The 15,733-nt window shown below is 67.4% G+C and carries 15 protein-coding genes; 13 read left to right on the top strand and 2 right to left on the bottom strand.

What is annotated here, in order from left to right; genetic code table 11:
- The first annotated feature begins 332 nt into the window (after positions 1–332).
- Complete coding sequence (locus Q0309_RS07360; protein WP_299439046.1) at positions 333–848, top strand: response regulator; 516 nt, start codon at positions 333–335, stop codon at positions 846–848.
- Here the strand turns inward: Q0309_RS07360 and Q0309_RS07355 are convergent.
- The gene (locus Q0309_RS07355) at positions 826–1,236 is read right to left on the bottom strand and encodes a hypothetical protein (RefSeq protein ID WP_299439044.1); all 411 of its coding nucleotides are present in this window, start codon (positions 1,234–1,236) and stop codon (positions 826–828) included. The genes Q0309_RS07360 and Q0309_RS07355 overlap by 23 nt on opposite strands.
- Positions 1,237–1,274: 38 nt before the next feature.
- Positions 1,275–2,144: a universal stress protein gene (locus Q0309_RS07350; RefSeq protein ID WP_299439042.1), complete on the bottom strand. Its 870-nt coding sequence runs from the start codon at positions 2,142–2,144 to the stop codon at positions 1,275–1,277.
- A gap of 403 nt (positions 2,145–2,547) precedes the next feature.
- On the opposite strand from Q0309_RS07350, the gene Q0309_RS07345 reads away from it, so the two are divergent.
- The 12 genes from Q0309_RS07345 to Q0309_RS07290 all read left to right on the top strand — a co-directional run.
- Positions 2,548–2,934, top strand: coding sequence for a thioredoxin family protein (locus Q0309_RS07345; protein WP_299439039.1), 387 nt, complete (start codon positions 2,548–2,550; stop codon positions 2,932–2,934).
- 105 nt (positions 2,935–3,039) lie between these two features.
- A complete protein-coding gene (gene thiD / locus Q0309_RS07340; RefSeq protein WP_299439037.1) occupies positions 3,040–3,843 on the top strand; it encodes a bifunctional hydroxymethylpyrimidine kinase/phosphomethylpyrimidine kinase in 804 nt (267 codons plus the stop codon).
- 426 nt (positions 3,844–4,269) lie between these two features.
- Positions 4,270–5,973, top strand: coding sequence for a methyl-accepting chemotaxis protein (locus Q0309_RS07335; RefSeq protein WP_299439035.1), 1,704 nt, complete (start codon positions 4,270–4,272; stop codon positions 5,971–5,973).
- 152 nt (positions 5,974–6,125) lie between these two features.
- A complete protein-coding gene (locus tag Q0309_RS07330; protein WP_299439033.1) occupies positions 6,126–6,623 on the top strand; it encodes a cache domain-containing protein in 498 nt (165 codons plus the stop codon).
- A 473-nt stretch (positions 6,624–7,096) separates the two neighbouring features.
- Complete coding sequence (locus Q0309_RS07325) at positions 7,097–7,363, top strand: DUF4212 domain-containing protein (RefSeq protein ID WP_299439031.1); 267 nt, start codon at positions 7,097–7,099, stop codon at positions 7,361–7,363.
- Between the two features lie 16 nt (positions 7,364–7,379).
- Positions 7,380–9,161: a sodium:solute symporter family protein gene (locus Q0309_RS07320; RefSeq protein WP_299439029.1), complete on the top strand. Its 1,782-nt coding sequence runs from the start codon at positions 7,380–7,382 to the stop codon at positions 9,159–9,161.
- A gap of 160 nt (positions 9,162–9,321) precedes the next feature.
- On the top strand, positions 9,322–11,184 hold the full coding sequence (locus Q0309_RS07315; protein WP_299439027.1) for a putative nucleotidyltransferase substrate binding domain-containing protein: 1,863 nt from the start codon (positions 9,322–9,324) through the stop codon (positions 11,182–11,184).
- 27 nt (positions 11,185–11,211) lie between these two features.
- Positions 11,212–11,901: an exonuclease domain-containing protein gene (locus Q0309_RS07310; protein ID WP_299439025.1), complete on the top strand. Its 690-nt coding sequence runs from the start codon at positions 11,212–11,214 to the stop codon at positions 11,899–11,901.
- Positions 11,902–12,055: 154 nt separating this feature from the next.
- Positions 12,056–12,643 (top strand): hypothetical protein, encoded by a 588-nt coding sequence (locus tag Q0309_RS07305; RefSeq protein WP_299439023.1) that lies wholly within the window; start codon positions 12,056–12,058, stop codon positions 12,641–12,643.
- Between the two features lie 51 nt (positions 12,644–12,694).
- Positions 12,695–13,546 carry a diaminopimelate epimerase gene (gene dapF, locus Q0309_RS07300; protein WP_299439022.1) on the top strand — a complete coding sequence of 284 codons (852 nt, stop codon included), beginning with the start codon at positions 12,695–12,697 and terminating at the stop codon, positions 13,544–13,546.
- Positions 13,543–14,847: a tRNA (N(6)-L-threonylcarbamoyladenosine(37)-C(2))-methylthiotransferase MtaB gene (gene mtaB, locus Q0309_RS07295; RefSeq protein ID WP_299439020.1), complete on the top strand. Its 1,305-nt coding sequence runs from the start codon at positions 13,543–13,545 to the stop codon at positions 14,845–14,847. Before dapF ends, mtaB begins: the two co-directional genes overlap by 4 nt.
- Positions 14,844–15,733 (top strand): hypothetical protein (locus tag Q0309_RS07290; RefSeq protein ID WP_299439018.1); only part of this gene is annotated, 890 nt, incomplete at its 3' end. The genes mtaB and Q0309_RS07290, both read left to right, overlap by 4 nt.

Raw genomic sequence — 15,733 nt, 5'->3', positions numbered from 1 at the left:
GACACGCGTGGAGAGGCAACAGGCCAAGCCCGTCGTGATCCGTCAACCCGGCACGACTCTTTTTTGGCGGATGTGCTCGCGACCGCCCATCCGAACGCCACGGTCGCTGGGGACCGAATGGGACGGTACCGTGTGCCCGCACCGTTTGGTTCGTGTTGACCGGCTCGTCCGATTGCGCGAAACTTGATCGTGCAATTTCTAAAGTCCCGAGCTTGTCGCCGCCGGACAATCAGTCCGGCGTGTCGGTATATTGGACCGGGTGGTCATGGCCGTGGTTTGCGGCGACCACACCCCGTCCGGCGCCGATACGGGCGGGACCAACGAGGCAGAGCATGTCCACGCTAGACTGGAGCCGCCTCAGGGTGCTGGTGATCGACGATAACGCCTTCTTCCGGAAGGTGGTGCGGACGGTGCTGTCGGCCGCCGGTGTCACACACATCGTCGAGGCCGTCTCCGCCGAGGATGCGCTGGACCGGTTCTGGGCCGAGGACCAAATCGACCTGATCTTGCTTGATTACGTGATGGGGCCCACCGACGGCCTCACCCTGACGCGCATGATCCGCCGCTCGCCGCACAGCGCCAACACCCTGGTTCCCATCATCATGGTCTCCGGCCACCTGAATCCGACGGACGTGCAGTTGGCCCTGAACGCGGGCGTGAACGCCGTCGTCGGCAAGCCGATCAGCGCCCGCGACCTGTTGAAGGCCATCAAGCGCACCCTGACCGAACCGGTCGCGTTCATTCGCTCAAACACCTATTTCGGACCCGACCACCGCCGCCGGGGCGGCGGTGACGTGCCGGTTTCCGATGACGGCACGCCGGTCGTCATCGACGTGCGGGAAGAGTAATCGGACGACCGACACGGGGAGTCACCACCCAGCCGCCGCTGGCCAGGGCAATGACAAGCCACCCTCGCCCCGCCGCCTCGGCGGCCAGATCGGCCGGCAACGGTGCGCGGAATCCCTCCGGATGGTCCGGCAGGTCGCCGCCCTCGGACCAGAACCGCATCTCCGCCGTCAGGGCGGCGTCATCCAGGCGCCGCGCCACCCGACTTCGCCACACCTCCGCCAGGCGCTGCATCCCATCGCCGCCCAGCCGCCGGGTCAGCCCCGCCGCCTCCAGCGCATCCCTGAACTTGGGCCAGCTCTCGGCGGACTCGAGCAAGTCCATGGCCTGACGGATCGCCTCCAGCGCCCCGCCGGCACCGGCCCGTTGCGGCGCCACGTCGTCGGTCATCGGCCCCCGACTCCTTTGCTTGTCCCGATCCTCACCCTTTAATGCGACAGCAGAACCGGAATGGTCGCATGATCGAGGATATACCGCGTCACACCCCCCAAGATGAGCTGGCGCAGGCGGCTGTGCGTATACGCGCCCATCACGAGCAGGTCGGCGGCCCGCTGGTCGCACTGGGTCAACAGGGTCTTGCCGACCTCGTCGCCATGGTGGCCGCGCACGTCGTAGATCTGGGCCGCCACCCCGTGCCAGGCGAGGTGGCGCGCCAGATCGCCGGCCCCGCTGGCCGCGCCGGCTTCGGCCCCGGCCAGAATGGCCACCGTCTTGGCCCGCTCAAGGAAGGGCATGGCGCCCTGCACCGCCCGCGCGGCCTCGGGCGATCCGTTCCAGGCGATGGCCACGGTCCCGCCGATGCTGGACGGTGTTTCCGGTGGCGCCACCAGCACCGGCCTGCCGGTCTCCATCAGCGCCGCGTTCAGGGTGACCATGGACGGCAGGTCGCTGTCCGCCCGCGGCCGACCGGTCACGATCAGGTCAGTGACCCGCCCCTGCGCCGCCACTTCCTCGGCCTCGCCGCCGTCACGCAGCATCCACTCGCCCGTCACCGCATCGAGGGGCGGCGGCCCGTCGCGGAGCGACACGCCCCGCGCCTGCACGACGGCATCGAACGCCGCCCGCATCGCCTCCGCGCGTGCCTGGCCGTCCCGCTCGGCGGCGGCCATCATCTCCTCGACCAGGGCGCCGGCCATCGCCTCGCCCACGTAGGGCACGGCGCTGGCCGGGTCGGGCCGGACGTGCAGAACGGTGACGTGGGCACCGAGCCCCTGCCCAACCAGGAATGCGGTCTCCATCGCCGGCGTGGCGCTGTCGGCACTGCCCGCGATGGCCAGGATGGTCTTGATGCCAGGCATGGTGCATCCTCCCCGGGACCCGGATGATCCCCCCGCGACTGTGGGGGCCGTCCGTCCACTATGAAACCGACGGCCGGCACGAAAAAGTGATTTTCGTCGGCGCGGCCCGCGTGAGGCTTCGTGCCGTGTTTTTCCCCGCGGGGGGTTGCATCATCGGGTCTGAGTCTTCAGGTTCGAGGAAAGGCACTGGTTGGCGCACCATGGCGCCGGCCGTGATACGCGTCCTTGACCCCCAGCGCTCCCCTGCTTATGGCCCACCCCAGACATGCCGTCCGCAAAGGACCTGGACAGGGATGCCCCGTTCGGGGCTGGAGCCGACCAACGACCTCGCCAATCGGACTCATGAGCCGCTGGGTAAAGCGATCCGCAAGCCCCCATCTCACCACAGAATAGGGAGGGTCTCGTGACGACCGTCACCTTGACCAAGGACAATCTGGAAGACGTCATCCGCCCCGACAACATGGTCGTTCTGGACTTCTGGGCCGACTGGTGCGAGCCGTGCAAGAGCTTCGGCCCCACATTCGAGAAGGTCAGCGACGACCACCCCGACGTGACCTTCGCCAAGGTCGACGTCGAGGCGGAAATGGAACTGGCCCAGAGCTTCGGCGTGCGGTCGATCCCGACGGTGGCCATCCTGCGCGACCGCGTGGTGCTGTTCAATCAGGCCGGCGCCCTGCAGGAAAGCGACCTGGACAGCGTCGTCAGCCAGGGCAAGGGCGTCGACATGGCGGCGGTGCACGAGGAAATCGCCCGCCAGCAGGCCACGGGCGCGCCGGACGGCGCCGCCTGATCACGGCCGCCGCGCCGGCGCTCGCGGGCGCGGTTTTCCCTTGCGGGTCCGGGCGCGTTCGGGCAGTGCTGCCGGCGCGTCGGACCAACAGGGCGGGGAACTGACATGACCGGGCGTGTGCTGATCGTCGCCGGATCCGATTCCGGCGGCGGTGCCGGGATTCAAGCGGACATCAAGGCCGTGACCGCGCTGGGTGGATACGCGGCGACGGCGATCACGGCCCTGACCGCCCAGAACACGCTGGGCGTGTTTGGGGTGTATCCGGTCCCCGTCGACTTCATCGTCCGACAGATCACCCTGGTCCTGGATGACATCGGCGCCGATGCCCTGAAGACCGGCATGATGGGCACGCCAGAGGTGATCGAGGCCGTCGCCGACACCCTGGCACGGTCCGGACAAGACATTCCCTTGGTCGTCGACCCGGTGATGGTGGCCAAGGGCGGTCATCCCTTGCTCGACCCCTCGGCCGAAGCGGCCCTGCGCACCGCGCTGGTGCCCCTGGCCACACTATTGACCCCCAACGTGCCCGAGGCCGAGGTGCTGAGCGGCCGGCGGATCGCCTCTGTTGACGAGATGGAGGCCGCCGGCCGTGAACTGCTGGCACTGGGCCCCCACGCCGTGTTGATGAAGGGTGGCCACCTGCCCGGCGACACCGTCACTGACCTGCTGGTCACCCCGCAGTCGGTGCATCGCTTCGACGCGCCCCGGATCGACTCCACCGCCACCCACGGCACCGGGTGCACGCTGGCTTCGGCTATCGCGTGCGGTCTGGCCCAGGGACATCCCATGGATAAGGCGATTGCCCGCGCCCGCGCCTATGTCCGGCGTGCCATGGAAACGGCGCCCGGCCTGGGCCAGGGGCACGGACCGATGAACCACGCCCATACGGTCGCCCCGTTCGACGCTTGAGACCGGCCGTTGCCGTCCGCTGTCAGCGGACACTGGGCGCGTGCCCCGGCACGCCACCCCGCCACCGCGCCCCCGTCTCTCCACACGATTTACAGCGGTCCCTGCTGAATTCAATAGCACTCCGTGCGGCTTTCCGCAACAAGTGCGAGCTATCGGCGAGAATCGGGGCGACCAAAAATCACCTTAACGTGCAAACGCCCGGGATTCACTAATTTTAAAGAAAACCGCCGCAAAGTACCGATTATGTGACGTCGTCAGGATGACTCTCTGACTTTTGGTTGGCTTCACAGCACTGAATAATTATGCTTACTTTCCCATGCGGCCATTAAGGTGATTGCCTAAAATATCACCGAAAGCGAACAATCCCGCGATCCTTGCGCAACCCACGCGCATCTAAAGAGAGACTTCTTAACGAGGGGGCAAGTTATGCTGAGGGCCATCAACAATCTTTCGGTGGTTTGGAAAATCGGCATGATCGCCGGCTTGGCGCTGGCCATTCTGGCGGGAACGATCGGCATATCGGCAACGAACTTGCTGCAGGTCAAGAGCAACACAAGTCAGCTCGTGAACCAGAACATTAAGGAGCTGAATTGGATCTCCGAGATTAAAGAGGATATTACAGAAACACACCTTCATCTCTACGAACTGATTTCACTTGCCGCAGCCAATGTTGCTCAAGATGAAAAAGACGCTGCAGAGGCGCGAATTGATACGGACATCGAGAAAACACTCGCATCTTTCGAGCGTGGCCGGGCTGTCTTTGAAGGAAACCCGGAGGTCCAAGAAGAACTGGATGAGCTTCGCGCGTTGCTCGACCATTATATCAACTACCAGGGCAATCTCCGCCAGATGCTCAAGGTGGTTCTGAGCTCCGCCGTCTCCCTCATGTTCACCGCCGAGGCCGACTACCAGAAGATCAAGGAGATCCTCGACCAGCGCGAAGCCGCGATCAAGGCCCAGACCGTCGACAGCGGCAACGCGACCATCGCTCGTATCGACGCCAGCCTCGCCTGGGTCGCCGGCATCGCCATCGGCGGCCTGGCGCTCATGGGGCTGATCACGCTGTGGGTCATCAGCCTGGTGGCCCGGCCGATTCGCGGCATGACGCAGGCGATGACCGAACTGGCCGGCGGCAACCGGTCCATCGACATCCCGGCCCTGGGCCGCAAGGACGAAGTGGGCGGCATGGCGACGGCGTTGGTGACCTTCAAGGAGAACGCCGAAAAGGTCGACCAGCTGGCGCGCGAGCAGGAGGAAACGCGCCAGAAGTCGGAAGCGGAGCGGCGGCAGCAAACGCTCTCCATGGCCGACACCCTGGAGCGGGACGTGCAGTCCATCGTCACCGAGGTCCGCAAGGCCGCCCTGGGGATGCGCGAGATCGCCGAGGCCATGGCTCAGACGGCGGACGAGACCAACCAGAAATCGACCACCGTGGCGGCCAGTTCCCTCGAGGCCTCCCACAGCGTGGAAGCGGTCTCCGAAGCGGCCGACCGCCTGGCGACCGCGAATCAGGCCATCAATCAGCGCGTCGAGGACAGCGCCGACGTGGCCCAGAAAGCGGTGGACCAGGCCAGGAAGACCGACCAGACGGTGCAGGGTTTGTCCGCCGCCAGCGAGAAAATCGGCGACGTCGTGGCCCTGATCAACACCATCGCCTCACAGACCAACTTGCTCGCGCTCAATGCCACCATCGAGGCGGCCCGCGCTGGCGACGCCGGCAAGGGGTTCGCCGTCGTCGCCTCGGAAGTGAAGTCCCTGGCCGGCCAGACGGCCCGCGCCACGGACGAGATCGGCGCCGAAATCGACAACATCAAGTCCGTCACCAGTCAGGCCGTCGCCGAGATCCAGTCCATCAGCCAGATCATCGCCCAGATCAGCGACTACCTGCAGGGCATCGTCGGCGCCGTCCAGGACCAGGTCGCGGCCACGGAAGAGATCAGTTCCAGCGGCGAACAGGCCGCCAACGGCACGCGCGAGGTCAGTCGCGATATCGACGACGTCAAGGTGGCGGCCGGGAAGACCGGCGAAGCCTCGCAAAAGGTCGAGGAGACCGCCAGCCACCTCGTTGCGGAGTTCGACCGCCTGAACGCCACCGTCTCGGAGTTGATCGCCCGGATGCGCAGCGCCTGACCGGCCGCGCGATCCGTGGCATCGGAGTCCGGCCACAGGCGCACCGGGACCGCGCCGCGTGGCCGTTGGGGCCGGAGGGGCCGCGACGCCCCACCGACCGGAGAAGCCAACCCGTCCCAACGTCTGTCCCTGATTGAGGAGGGAAAAGAGCCATGACCCACGCTGTATCGACCCTGTTCGCCCGTGTCGCCGCCCTCGCTGGTGTGATCCTGTTCGGCGCCACCCTTGCCGCCGCCCCCGCCTCCGCCTATGACCGGGCCACCGAGGCCGACGTCGTGGCCATGATGGAAAAAGCCATCGCCCACTACGACGCCGTGGGCCGCGAGCAAGCGATGGCGGACTTCAACGACCTCGACGGCGAGTTCGTCGACGGCGATCTCTATGTCATCATCTGCACCCTGGACCACATCTACAAGACGCACGCCCACAACCCCGTGCTGATCGACAACGATATTCTGGTCGATATTCAGGACGTGAACGGTGATTTCCCGGTGCGCATGATCGTCCAGAGCGCCAAGGACAACCCCGAAGGCGGCTGGGTCGAGTATACCTGGGTGAACCCGGCCAACGACCAGCAGGAGGTCAAGAAGGTGTACGTCGTGCAGCACGACGGCGATGCCTTCGCCATCGGCTACTACCTGGCGAACTAGCCCAGAACCGGACCGGCGCGCCATGGCCGAGTCCGGATCATTGCCCCGTGCCAGCCCGGCGGACGACACGCACGCGTCCGCCGGGCGTTTTCGTGCGCGGCCGCCCGCCTGGAAGCACCGGCGCGAATCAGACGCCGCCGGAATGCGGTGCACACGGTCCAGGACCCAATCCACCGCGTCGCCAGCCAAACCCGCGCTCTCCGCGTCCATCTTAGAATTGCCTAAAATACCCGACGGCTCGCCGTTTTCCCTTGCCTCCCTGTCGGGACATTGTTTCAGTGACGACCTCGGGTGACGGACTCAGATACTGAAACCTGACACAAATCGTCGGCGAACGTGGTTTGTCGTCCGGCGTTGCAGGGGGACGCTGGTGCAATAGCAAGCCCCGGCAAGACGTGCGCACGACCCTGAACAGCGCGGACGCGCGGGTTCACAACACGGCGTGGAGCATACTCACGTGGGAGGTAGGAACAATGTCCAACAATTCGGGTAGCAACGGGGACGCGTACTGGAGGGCCAACATCACCCTCATTACCGTCAGTCTTATCATTTGGTTCGTGGTGTCTTACGGATTCGGAATCCTGCTTCATGACGATTTGAACGCTATCGAGTTCGGCGGCTTCAGGCTTGGCTTCTGGTTCGCGCAACAAGGTGCCATCTACGTCTTTCTGATCCTGATCGCGGTCTATGCCATTCGCATGAATGCCCTGGATCGCAAGCACGGCGTCGACGAGCAGTGACAGGGGGGATCGAGGGATGGATTTGCAGACGCTGACCTACATTGTCGTGGGTCTCAGTTTCGCGCTGTACATTGGCATCGCCATCTGGTCGAAGGCCAGCAGCACGGGGGAATTCTACGTCGCCGGCAAGGGTGTCCACCCGGTGGCCAACGGCATGGCCACGGCGGCCGACTGGATGAGTGCGGCTTCGTTCATTTCCATGGCCGGCCTGATCGCCTTTCTGGGCTATGGTGGCTCGGTCTATCTCATGGGCTGGACCGGCGGCTACGTGCTGCTGGCCATGCTGCTGGCGCCGTACCTGCGGAAGTACGGCAAGTTCACGGTGCCGGAATTCATCGGCGACCGGTACTACTCCAAGACGGCGCGCCTGGTGGCCGTGGTCTGCCTGATCTTCATTTCGTTCACCTACGTCGCGGGCCAGATGCGCGGTGTCGGCATCGTGTTCTCGCGATTCCTTGAGGTTGACCTGATCACCGGCCTCGTGGTCGGCATGGGCATCGTGTTCGTTTACGCGGTGCTCGGCGGCATGAAGGGCATCACGTACACGCAGGTGGCGCAGTACGTCGTGCTGATCATCGCCTATACGGTGCCGGCGGTGTTCATCGCCTTCAACCTGACCGGCAACCCGATCCCGCAGATCGCGTTCGGCTCCGTCATCACGGCGGCGGACTCGCCACACCAGGGGGAATACCTGCTCCACGCCTTGAACGATATCGTCACCGATCTCGGGTTCATCGAGTATACCGACGGTGGCAAGAGCATCATCGACATGTTCGCCATCACGCTGGCCTTGATGGTCGGAACCGCAGGCCTGCCCCACGTGATCGTGCGGTTCTTCACCGTGCCGCGCGTGCGCGACGCCCGTTCCTCGGCCGGTTTCGCGCTGCTGTTCATTGCCCTGCTGTACACGGTGGCGCCGTCGGTCGGTGCCATGGCCCGCTACAACCTGACCACCACCGTGCAGACCGGCGAGGTCGGCAGCCCCGACGGCAACCTGGCCTACGAGAACCGGCCGGCCTGGATGGAGCGTTGGGAAGCCACCGGCCTGCTGTCGTTCGAGGACAAAAACAACGACGGCCGCATCCAGTACTACAACGACAAGAGCACGAAACCAGGGTTCCTGCCCCAGGCCGAGGAATGGGGCTGGGAGGGCAACGAGCTCCAGGTCGACCGCGATATCATGGTCCTGGCCAACCCGGAGATCGCCCGCCTGCCCAACTGGGTCATCGCCCTGGTGGCCGCTGGCGGTATCGCCGCCGCCTTGTCAACGGCGGCCGGCCTGCTGCTGGTGATCTCCTCAGGCATCTCGCATGACCTGCTCAAGGGGACAATAACGCCAGGAATATCCGAGAAGAGCGAACTGTTGGCCGGCCGCATCGCCATCGCGGTGGCGATCCTCGTCGCCGGCTATCTGGGGTACAACCCACCAGGCTTCGTGGCACAGGTTGTGGCGTTCGCCTTCGGTCTGGCGGCGTCGTCGCTGTTCCCGGTGATCCTGATGGGCATCTTCTGGAAGAAGATGAACCGCGAGGGTGCCATCGCCGGCATGTTGACCGGGCTGGTGTTCACCATGGGCTACATCATCCTTTACAAGGGCGTGTTCATTGAGCCCGTGATCGCCAACACGCCGGACAACTGGCTGTTCGGCATCTCGCCCGAGGGCATCGGCGCCGTCGGCATGGTGCTGAACTTCCTCGTCGCCTTCCTGGTCTCGAAGATGACGGCGGCACCGCCCGACCACATCCAGCATCTGGTCGAGGACATCCGCACCCCGCGCGCCACTGCGGCCGCGGAATAAGACCTGTCCGACCGCCGGGGACCACACGGTCCCCGGCCCCGGTCCCCTGCACTGCGCGAGCCCCAGTCCATCGGGGCTCGCGCTTCTCTTTCGGCTCATCCAAGGGCATTCTGGTCGGCACCGTATGCACCGTGCCCCGGAAGCTAGGCGAGAGACCCCCATGGACGTGGAACTGATCGAAATCCGCGACTTCATCGCGGCCCATCACCCGTATGACATGCTGCCGACCGAGGCGCTCGACACCGTCGCCACCCACCTCGAATCCCGCTACGTCCGCAAGGGCCGCCACCTGATCAATCCCGGGGACACGGTCGGGCACGTGTACATTGTGCGAACCGGCGCCCTGGAAACACGCGATCCCTCCAACGAATTGTTGGCCCGAACCGGCGAAGGCGAAACCGTCGGCGCCATCACCCTTCTGCGCGGCGGCCCGGCCCTGAACACCATCCTGGCCATTGAGGACAGCCTTCTGTACGCGCTGCCAGCCGAGACGTTCCACGATCTGCGCAAGCGCCACAAACAGTTCGCCTACTTCTTCCAACCGCTGGGCGGCGAGCGGCTGCGCACCGGCCGCGCCGTCTCGAACCGGGGACATGGCCGCCTGGACCTGATGGCCGTCCACCTGGGCGACATGCTGCGCCGCGCCCCCGTGACCATCGAGCCGGAGGCCACCATTCAGGCCGCCGGCGAGCGCATGTCGAAAGAGGCCGTCTCGTGCCTGCTGGTCACCCGCGACGACAAGGCCATCGGCATCATCACCGACCGTGATCTGCGCAACCGCGTGGTGGCCAAGGCCCTGCCGTATGACACGCCTGTCTCGTCGGTCATGACGCCGGATCCCCTGCACCTGACCGCCGACGACTACCTGTTCGACGCCATGCTGATGATGTCGCGCCACAACATCCGCCACCTGCCGGTGCTGCGGAACGGCGCCCTGGCCGGCGTGATCACCACCACCAACCTGGTGCAGGCACAGAACACGTCCGCCGTCTACCTCGTTGGTGAGTTGTACAAACGCGACACGCCCGAGGGGATGCGCGACTCGCTGGCGATGGTGCCGGAGTTGATCCTGCAACTGGTCGAGACCGGCGCCTCGGCCCACACCATCGGCCACATGATCTCGACGCTGTCCGACGCCGCCACGGTGCGCCTGATGGCCCTGGCCGAGCAGCGCCTGGGGCCGCCGCCGGTGCCGTTCGTCTGGCTCGCCGCCGGCAGCCAGGGCCGGCACGAGCAGACCGCGCGGTCGGACCAGGACAATTGCCTGGTGCTTGACGACTCGTACGATCCCGACAAGCACGGCGAGTACTTCCGCGCCTTCACCCGGACCGTCTGCGACGGCCTGAACATCTGCGGCTATGTGTATTGCCCGGGCGAGGTGATGGCCATGACCGACCAGTGGCGCCAACCGCTCAAGGTCTGGACGTCGTACTTCTCGAAATGGATCGACCAGCCGGACCCGAAGGCCCTGATGCACGCCTCGGTCTTTTTCGACATGCGGCCGATCTTCGGCAATCACGCCCTGTTCCAGAACCTGCGCTCCTTTGTCCTGAAGAAGACGCAAGGCAAGAAGATCTTCCTGGCCTACCTGGCCGCCAACGCGCTCAGCCGCCAGCCCCCGCTGGGCTTCTTCCGCAACCTGGTTCTGACTCGCGGCGGCGAGCACGCCAACACGCTCGACCTCAAGCACCGGGGCATCGTGCCCATCGTCGATCTGGCGCGCGTCTATGCGCTGGATGCCGGGGCGGAGGCCGTCAACACCCTGGACCGGCTGGAGCTGGCGCGCGAGAAGGGCAGCGTGTCAAAGGACGGCGCCGCCGACCTGCGCGACGCCTGGGATTTCATCAGCACCATGCGGCTGCGCCACCAGGCCCTGCACATCAGGGAGGGCAAGAAGGCGGACAACTACGTCTCGCCGGAACTGCTGTCCAACTTCGAACGCACCCAACTCAAAGACGCCTTTTCCGTGGTCAAGACCATGCAGGGCGCCCTGGCCACGGCCTATCAGACCGGACGACTTTAGCACCCAGCGGCGGAGCCAGCCCCGACCATGCTCAGGCATCTTTTGGGATTCGACGTGATCCGTCGCACGTTTTGGCTGCGCGGCAAGCCGGGTCCGATGAAGGACTACTACGCCGTCGATTACGCCACCCTCGACACGCCGTGGCACGACGTCGAGTTCCTGGCCATTGACCTGGAGACCACCGGCCTCGATCCGACGCAACACGAGATCCTGAGCGTCGGCTACGCGCCCATCCGTGCGGGTGGGGTGCTGTTGGGCGAGGCCCGGCACATGCTGGTGCGCCCGACGCGGCCGATCCCCGAGGAGACGGCGGTGATCCACGGCCTGCTGGACGACCACATGGAGTCCGCGCCGCCGCTGGAGGCCGTGCTGCCCGAGGTGCTGCGCGCGCTGCGGGGCCGCGTTCCTCTCGCCCATTTCGCCACCGTCGAGCGGCGCTTTCTCAGCTTCGCCTGCAAGCGCGTGTATGGGCAGCCGATGGTCGTGCCCTATGTGGATACGCTCCGCCTGGAACAGCGCACGCTCGAACGGCGCCAGCAGGCGGTGGTCCAGGGCAGCCTGCGCCTGCACGCGGCCCGCGAGCGCTACGGCCTGCCGCGCTACAAGGCGCACAACGCCATGATGGACGCCATCGCCGCCGGCGAGCTGTTCCTGGCCCAGGTCGCGTATATGGACACCAAGGCGCCGCCGCGATTGGATGAGGTGTGTTCCGGCTGACGCCGCCGCCCAAGGACGCCATTGCCGGGACGCGGGCGTCGGCCTATGTAGAGACGATTGGGACAGAGGGGTCACGGTCATGCCCCGCATCCGGAACCATACGACTTGCCGGCGCCGCCCCCGCCCGTCCCGCCGTGGACCCAGGCAGGCCGGGGTGGCCATCGTCAGCCGGGGGCTGGCGGTGGTCGGCCTCCTGATCGTCGCCGCCTGTGCCTCCCCGGCCAGCGGCCCAACCCCCTATACGCCCGCCACCAACGACTCCGATTATGGCTACAGCGGCCAGGAGATCGCGCCCGACCGCGTGCGCCTGACCTTCGCCGGCAACAAGAACACCCCGCGCGAGACGGTCGAACTGGGCCTGCTGCGGCGCGCCGCCGAGGTCACGGTGCACCGCGGATACGACCATTTCATCGTCGTCAACAGCGACACCGAACGGTTCACGTCCGTCCGCCCGGCAAGCCCGCGCTTCTCCTTCTCCTATGGCTATGGGTGGGGCTGGCACCGCCGCCACAGCTTCGGCCGGTTCGGCTGGTACCATCCCTGGTATGGCCCGTGGTACAGCCCCTGGCATGACCCGTTCCATGACCGGGTGCCAACACGCACCAGCCGCCGCTACACCGCCACCGCCATCATCGCCCTGCGCCACGGCCCGCCGCCGCCGGACAATCCGCAGGCCTACGACGCGCGGGCCGTGCTTGGCAGCCTTGCGCCGCCCCAGGCGCCACCGCCACCGAGCCCCTGAGCCCGTGTCCGCCCCTTGCCCGCCTCCCTGCCCCGCCCTATAACCCGCAGCATGGAAGCAACGGGCGTTCCGTTCCGGAAGATGCACGGCCTGGGCAACGATTTCGTGGTCGTTGACGCCCGGACGCGACCGCTTGCCCTGACGCCGGCACAGGCGCGGCGCATCGCCGACCGCCGCGAGGGCGTCGGCTGCGACCAGATCATCACCATCGAGCCGCCGCGCCCCGACCACCCGGGCAGCGCCGCCTTCATGGCCATCCACAACGCCGACGGCGGAGTCGTCGAGGCCTGCGGCAACGCCACCCGTTGCGTCGCCCGCCTGCTGATGGACGAGGCCGGGGTCGATCACGTCATCATCGGCACCCTGGCCGGCCCGGTGCGCGCCGACCGCGCCGACGGCCACCACGTGCGCGCCGACATGGGACCGGCCACCACCGACCCGGCCGTCCTCGCCCTCAACCGGCCGGTGGACACGCATCACGTCGACCTGCACCAGCCGCCCTTCACCGACACGGTTGCGGTGTCGGTCGGCAATCCCCACGTGGTCGCCGTCGTGCCCGACGCCGAGGCGATCGACCTGCGCGGCATCGGCCCGATCATCGAGCATCACGACCTGTTTCCCGACCGCGTGAACGCCGAGGTCGTCACGGTCCGCCGGGACGGGTACCTGCGCATGAGAGTGTGGGAGCGTGGCGCCGGCATCACCCGCGCCTGCGGCACCGGCGCCTGCGCCGTGGTGGTGGCGGCGGTCACGCGCGGCCTGATCCCGCGCGCGCCGACTCGGGTTCTGCTGGACGGCGGCCCGCTGCTCATCGACTGGCGCGCCGGGGACGACCACGTGCTGATGACCGGCCCGGCGGCCACCGCCTTCACCGGCATCCTGGACGAAAGCCTGCTGTCATGAGCGCCCCAGGCCCCCAGCAAGCCCCCCAGCAAGCTCCCCGGCAAGGCCCCCAGGTGGTGACCTTCGGCTGCCGGCTGAATGGTTACGAAAGCGAGGTCATGCGCGACCACGCCCGCGCGGCCGGGCTGGAGGGGGCCATCATCGTCAACACCTGCGCCGTCACCAAGGAGGCCGAACGCCAGGCCCGCCAGGCCATCCGCAAACTGCGGCGGGAGAACCCGGCGGCGCGGCTGATTGTCACCGGCTGCGCGGCGCAGCTCGATCCCGCGCGGTTCGCCGCCATGCCCGAGGTCGACCGGGTGCTCGGCAACACCGAGAAGCTGAAGGCCGAAAGCTACCGTGAAGCGGCCGGCGACCTGCTGGTCACCGACATCATGGCGGCGCGCGAGACCGCCGGCCACCTGCTGGCCGGATTCGAGAGCCGGACCCGGGCCTATCTCCAGATCCAACAGGGCTGCGATCACCGCTGCACGTTCTGCATCATCCCCTACGCGCGCGGCCCCAACCGCTCGGTGCCGCTGGGCCGGCTGGTCGAACAGGTGCGCACGCTGGTCGAGGCCGGCACCCGGGAAGTGGTGCTGAGCGGCGTGGACATCACGTCGTATGGGGCCGACCTTCCGGGCCGCCCGACCCTGGGCGAGACGGTGCGGCGGCTGCTCGCGCTGGTGCCGGACCTGCCCCGGCTGCGGCTGTCGTCGCTCGATCCGGCGGCGATGGACGGCGACCTGTTGCGTCTGGTGGCCGAGGAACCGCGCCTGCTGCCCCACCTGCACCTGTCCGTGCAGGCCGGCGACGACCTGATCCTGAAGCGCATGAAGCGGCGCCACCTGCGTCGCGATGTCGTGGATCTGGCCGCCCGGCTGCGGGACCTGCGCCCAGGGCTGGCGCTGGGGGCGGACCTGATCGCCGGCTTTCCCACCGAGACCGAGGAACAGGCCGCGCGGACGCTGGCGTTGGTCGACGAGGCCGACTTGAGCCACCTGCACGTGTTCCCCTACTCGGCCCGACCCGGCACGCCAGCGGCACGGATGCCGGCGGTTCCGGGGGATGTGGCCAAGGCCCGCGCGGCGGCGCTGCGGGCGGCCGGCGCGCGCCGCATGGCGGCTCGGCTGGCGCGGCGCGTGGGTGGCCTGGCCGACGTGCTGGTGGAAACGCCCGGCTTCGGCCACAGCGAGGACTACCTGCCGGTCGATCTGCCGCCCGGGCTTGACGCCGCCCCGGGCTCCGTGGTTCGGGTGCGCTTGTCCGGCATCCACGGCGACCGCCTGACCGCGACCACAGACGAAAGGATGTCCGCGTGATCTGGGGCTTCGGCAAGAAGAAGAAGGAACAGCAAGAGCGCGAGGAGGAAGAGCGCCGGATCCGCGAGGAAGACGAGGCCCGCGCCCGGGCTCGCGAGGAACGCGCCCGCGCCGAGGCGGAGCGGCAGGCCCGCGAGGAGGCAGACCGCCGGGCGCGCGAGGAGGCCGAGGCCCGCGCCCGGGACGAGGCCGAAGCTCGCGCTCGCGCCGAGGCGGAACGGCGCGCCCAGGCGGAGGCCGACGCCCGCGCGGAGGAAGAGGCCCACGCCCAGGCCGAGGCCGCCGCGCGCGAGGCGGAAGCCCAGGCCCTCGCCGAGGCCATGTTCGGCGGGATGATCCCGCGTCCGGACGAGGAGCCTGAACAAAAGGCCCGCGAGGAAGAGGAACGCCGCCAACGCGAGGAAGAGGCCGCGCGTCTCGCCCGCGAGGAAGAAGAGCGCCGCCAGCGCGAGGAGGCTGAACGCCTCGCCCGCGAGGAAGAAGAGCGCCGCCAGCGCGAGGAAGCGGACCGTCTCGCCCGCGAGGAAGAGGAGCGCCGCCAGCGAGAAGAGGCCGAGCGGCTCGCCCGCGAGGAGGAAGAGCGTCGCCAGCGCGAGGAAGCCGAGCGGCTCGCCCGCGAGGAGGAAGAGCGTCGCCAGCGCGAGGAAGCGGACCGTCTAGCCCGCGAGGAAGAGGAGCGCCGCCAGCGCGAGGAGGCCGAACGTCTCCGCCGTGAGGAAGAAGAACGCCGCCGGCGCGAGGAAGCGGAACGTCTCGCCCGCGAGGAAGAGGAGCGCCGCGAGCGCGAGGAGGCCGCGCGTCTCGCCCGCGAGGAAGAGGAGCGCCGCCAGCGAGAAGAGGCCGAGCGGCTCGCCCGCGAGGAGGAAGAGCGTCGCCAGCGCGAGGA

It is taken from the genome of uncultured Rhodospira sp., assembly GCF_937138205.1.
GTDB lineage: Bacteria > Pseudomonadota > Alphaproteobacteria > Rhodospirillales > Rhodospirillaceae > Rhodospira.
Note: the sequence above shows the minus strand (reverse complement) of the source record. Positions and strands in the feature narration are given on the sequence as shown.

Coding starts and splice junctions, on each gene's coding strand:
- mtaB (WP_299439020.1), top strand. CDS start 13,543: ATGAGCGCCCCAGGCCCCCAGCAAGCCCCCCAGCAAGCTCCCCGGCAA.
- Q0309_RS07355 (WP_299439044.1), bottom strand. CDS start 1,236: ATGACCGACGACGTGGCGCCGCAACGGGCCGGTGCCGGCGGGGCGCTG.
- dapF (WP_299439022.1), top strand. CDS start 12,695: ATGGAAGCAACGGGCGTTCCGTTCCGGAAGATGCACGGCCTGGGCAAC.
- Q0309_RS07325 (WP_299439031.1), top strand. CDS start 7,097: ATGTCCAACAATTCGGGTAGCAACGGGGACGCGTACTGGAGGGCCAAC.
- Q0309_RS07350 (WP_299439042.1), bottom strand. CDS start 2,144: ATGCCTGGCATCAAGACCATCCTGGCCATCGCGGGCAGTGCCGACAGC.
- thiD (WP_299439037.1), top strand. CDS start 3,040: ATGACCGGGCGTGTGCTGATCGTCGCCGGATCCGATTCCGGCGGCGGT.
- Q0309_RS07335 (WP_299439035.1), top strand. CDS start 4,270: ATGCTGAGGGCCATCAACAATCTTTCGGTGGTTTGGAAAATCGGCATG.
- Q0309_RS07320 (WP_299439029.1), top strand. CDS start 7,380: ATGGATTTGCAGACGCTGACCTACATTGTCGTGGGTCTCAGTTTCGCG.
- Q0309_RS07330 (WP_299439033.1), top strand. CDS start 6,126: ATGACCCACGCTGTATCGACCCTGTTCGCCCGTGTCGCCGCCCTCGCT.
- Q0309_RS07360 (WP_299439046.1), top strand. CDS start 333: ATGTCCACGCTAGACTGGAGCCGCCTCAGGGTGCTGGTGATCGACGAT.
- Q0309_RS07315 (WP_299439027.1), top strand. CDS start 9,322: ATGGACGTGGAACTGATCGAAATCCGCGACTTCATCGCGGCCCATCAC.
- Q0309_RS07310 (WP_299439025.1), top strand. CDS start 11,212: ATGCTCAGGCATCTTTTGGGATTCGACGTGATCCGTCGCACGTTTTGG.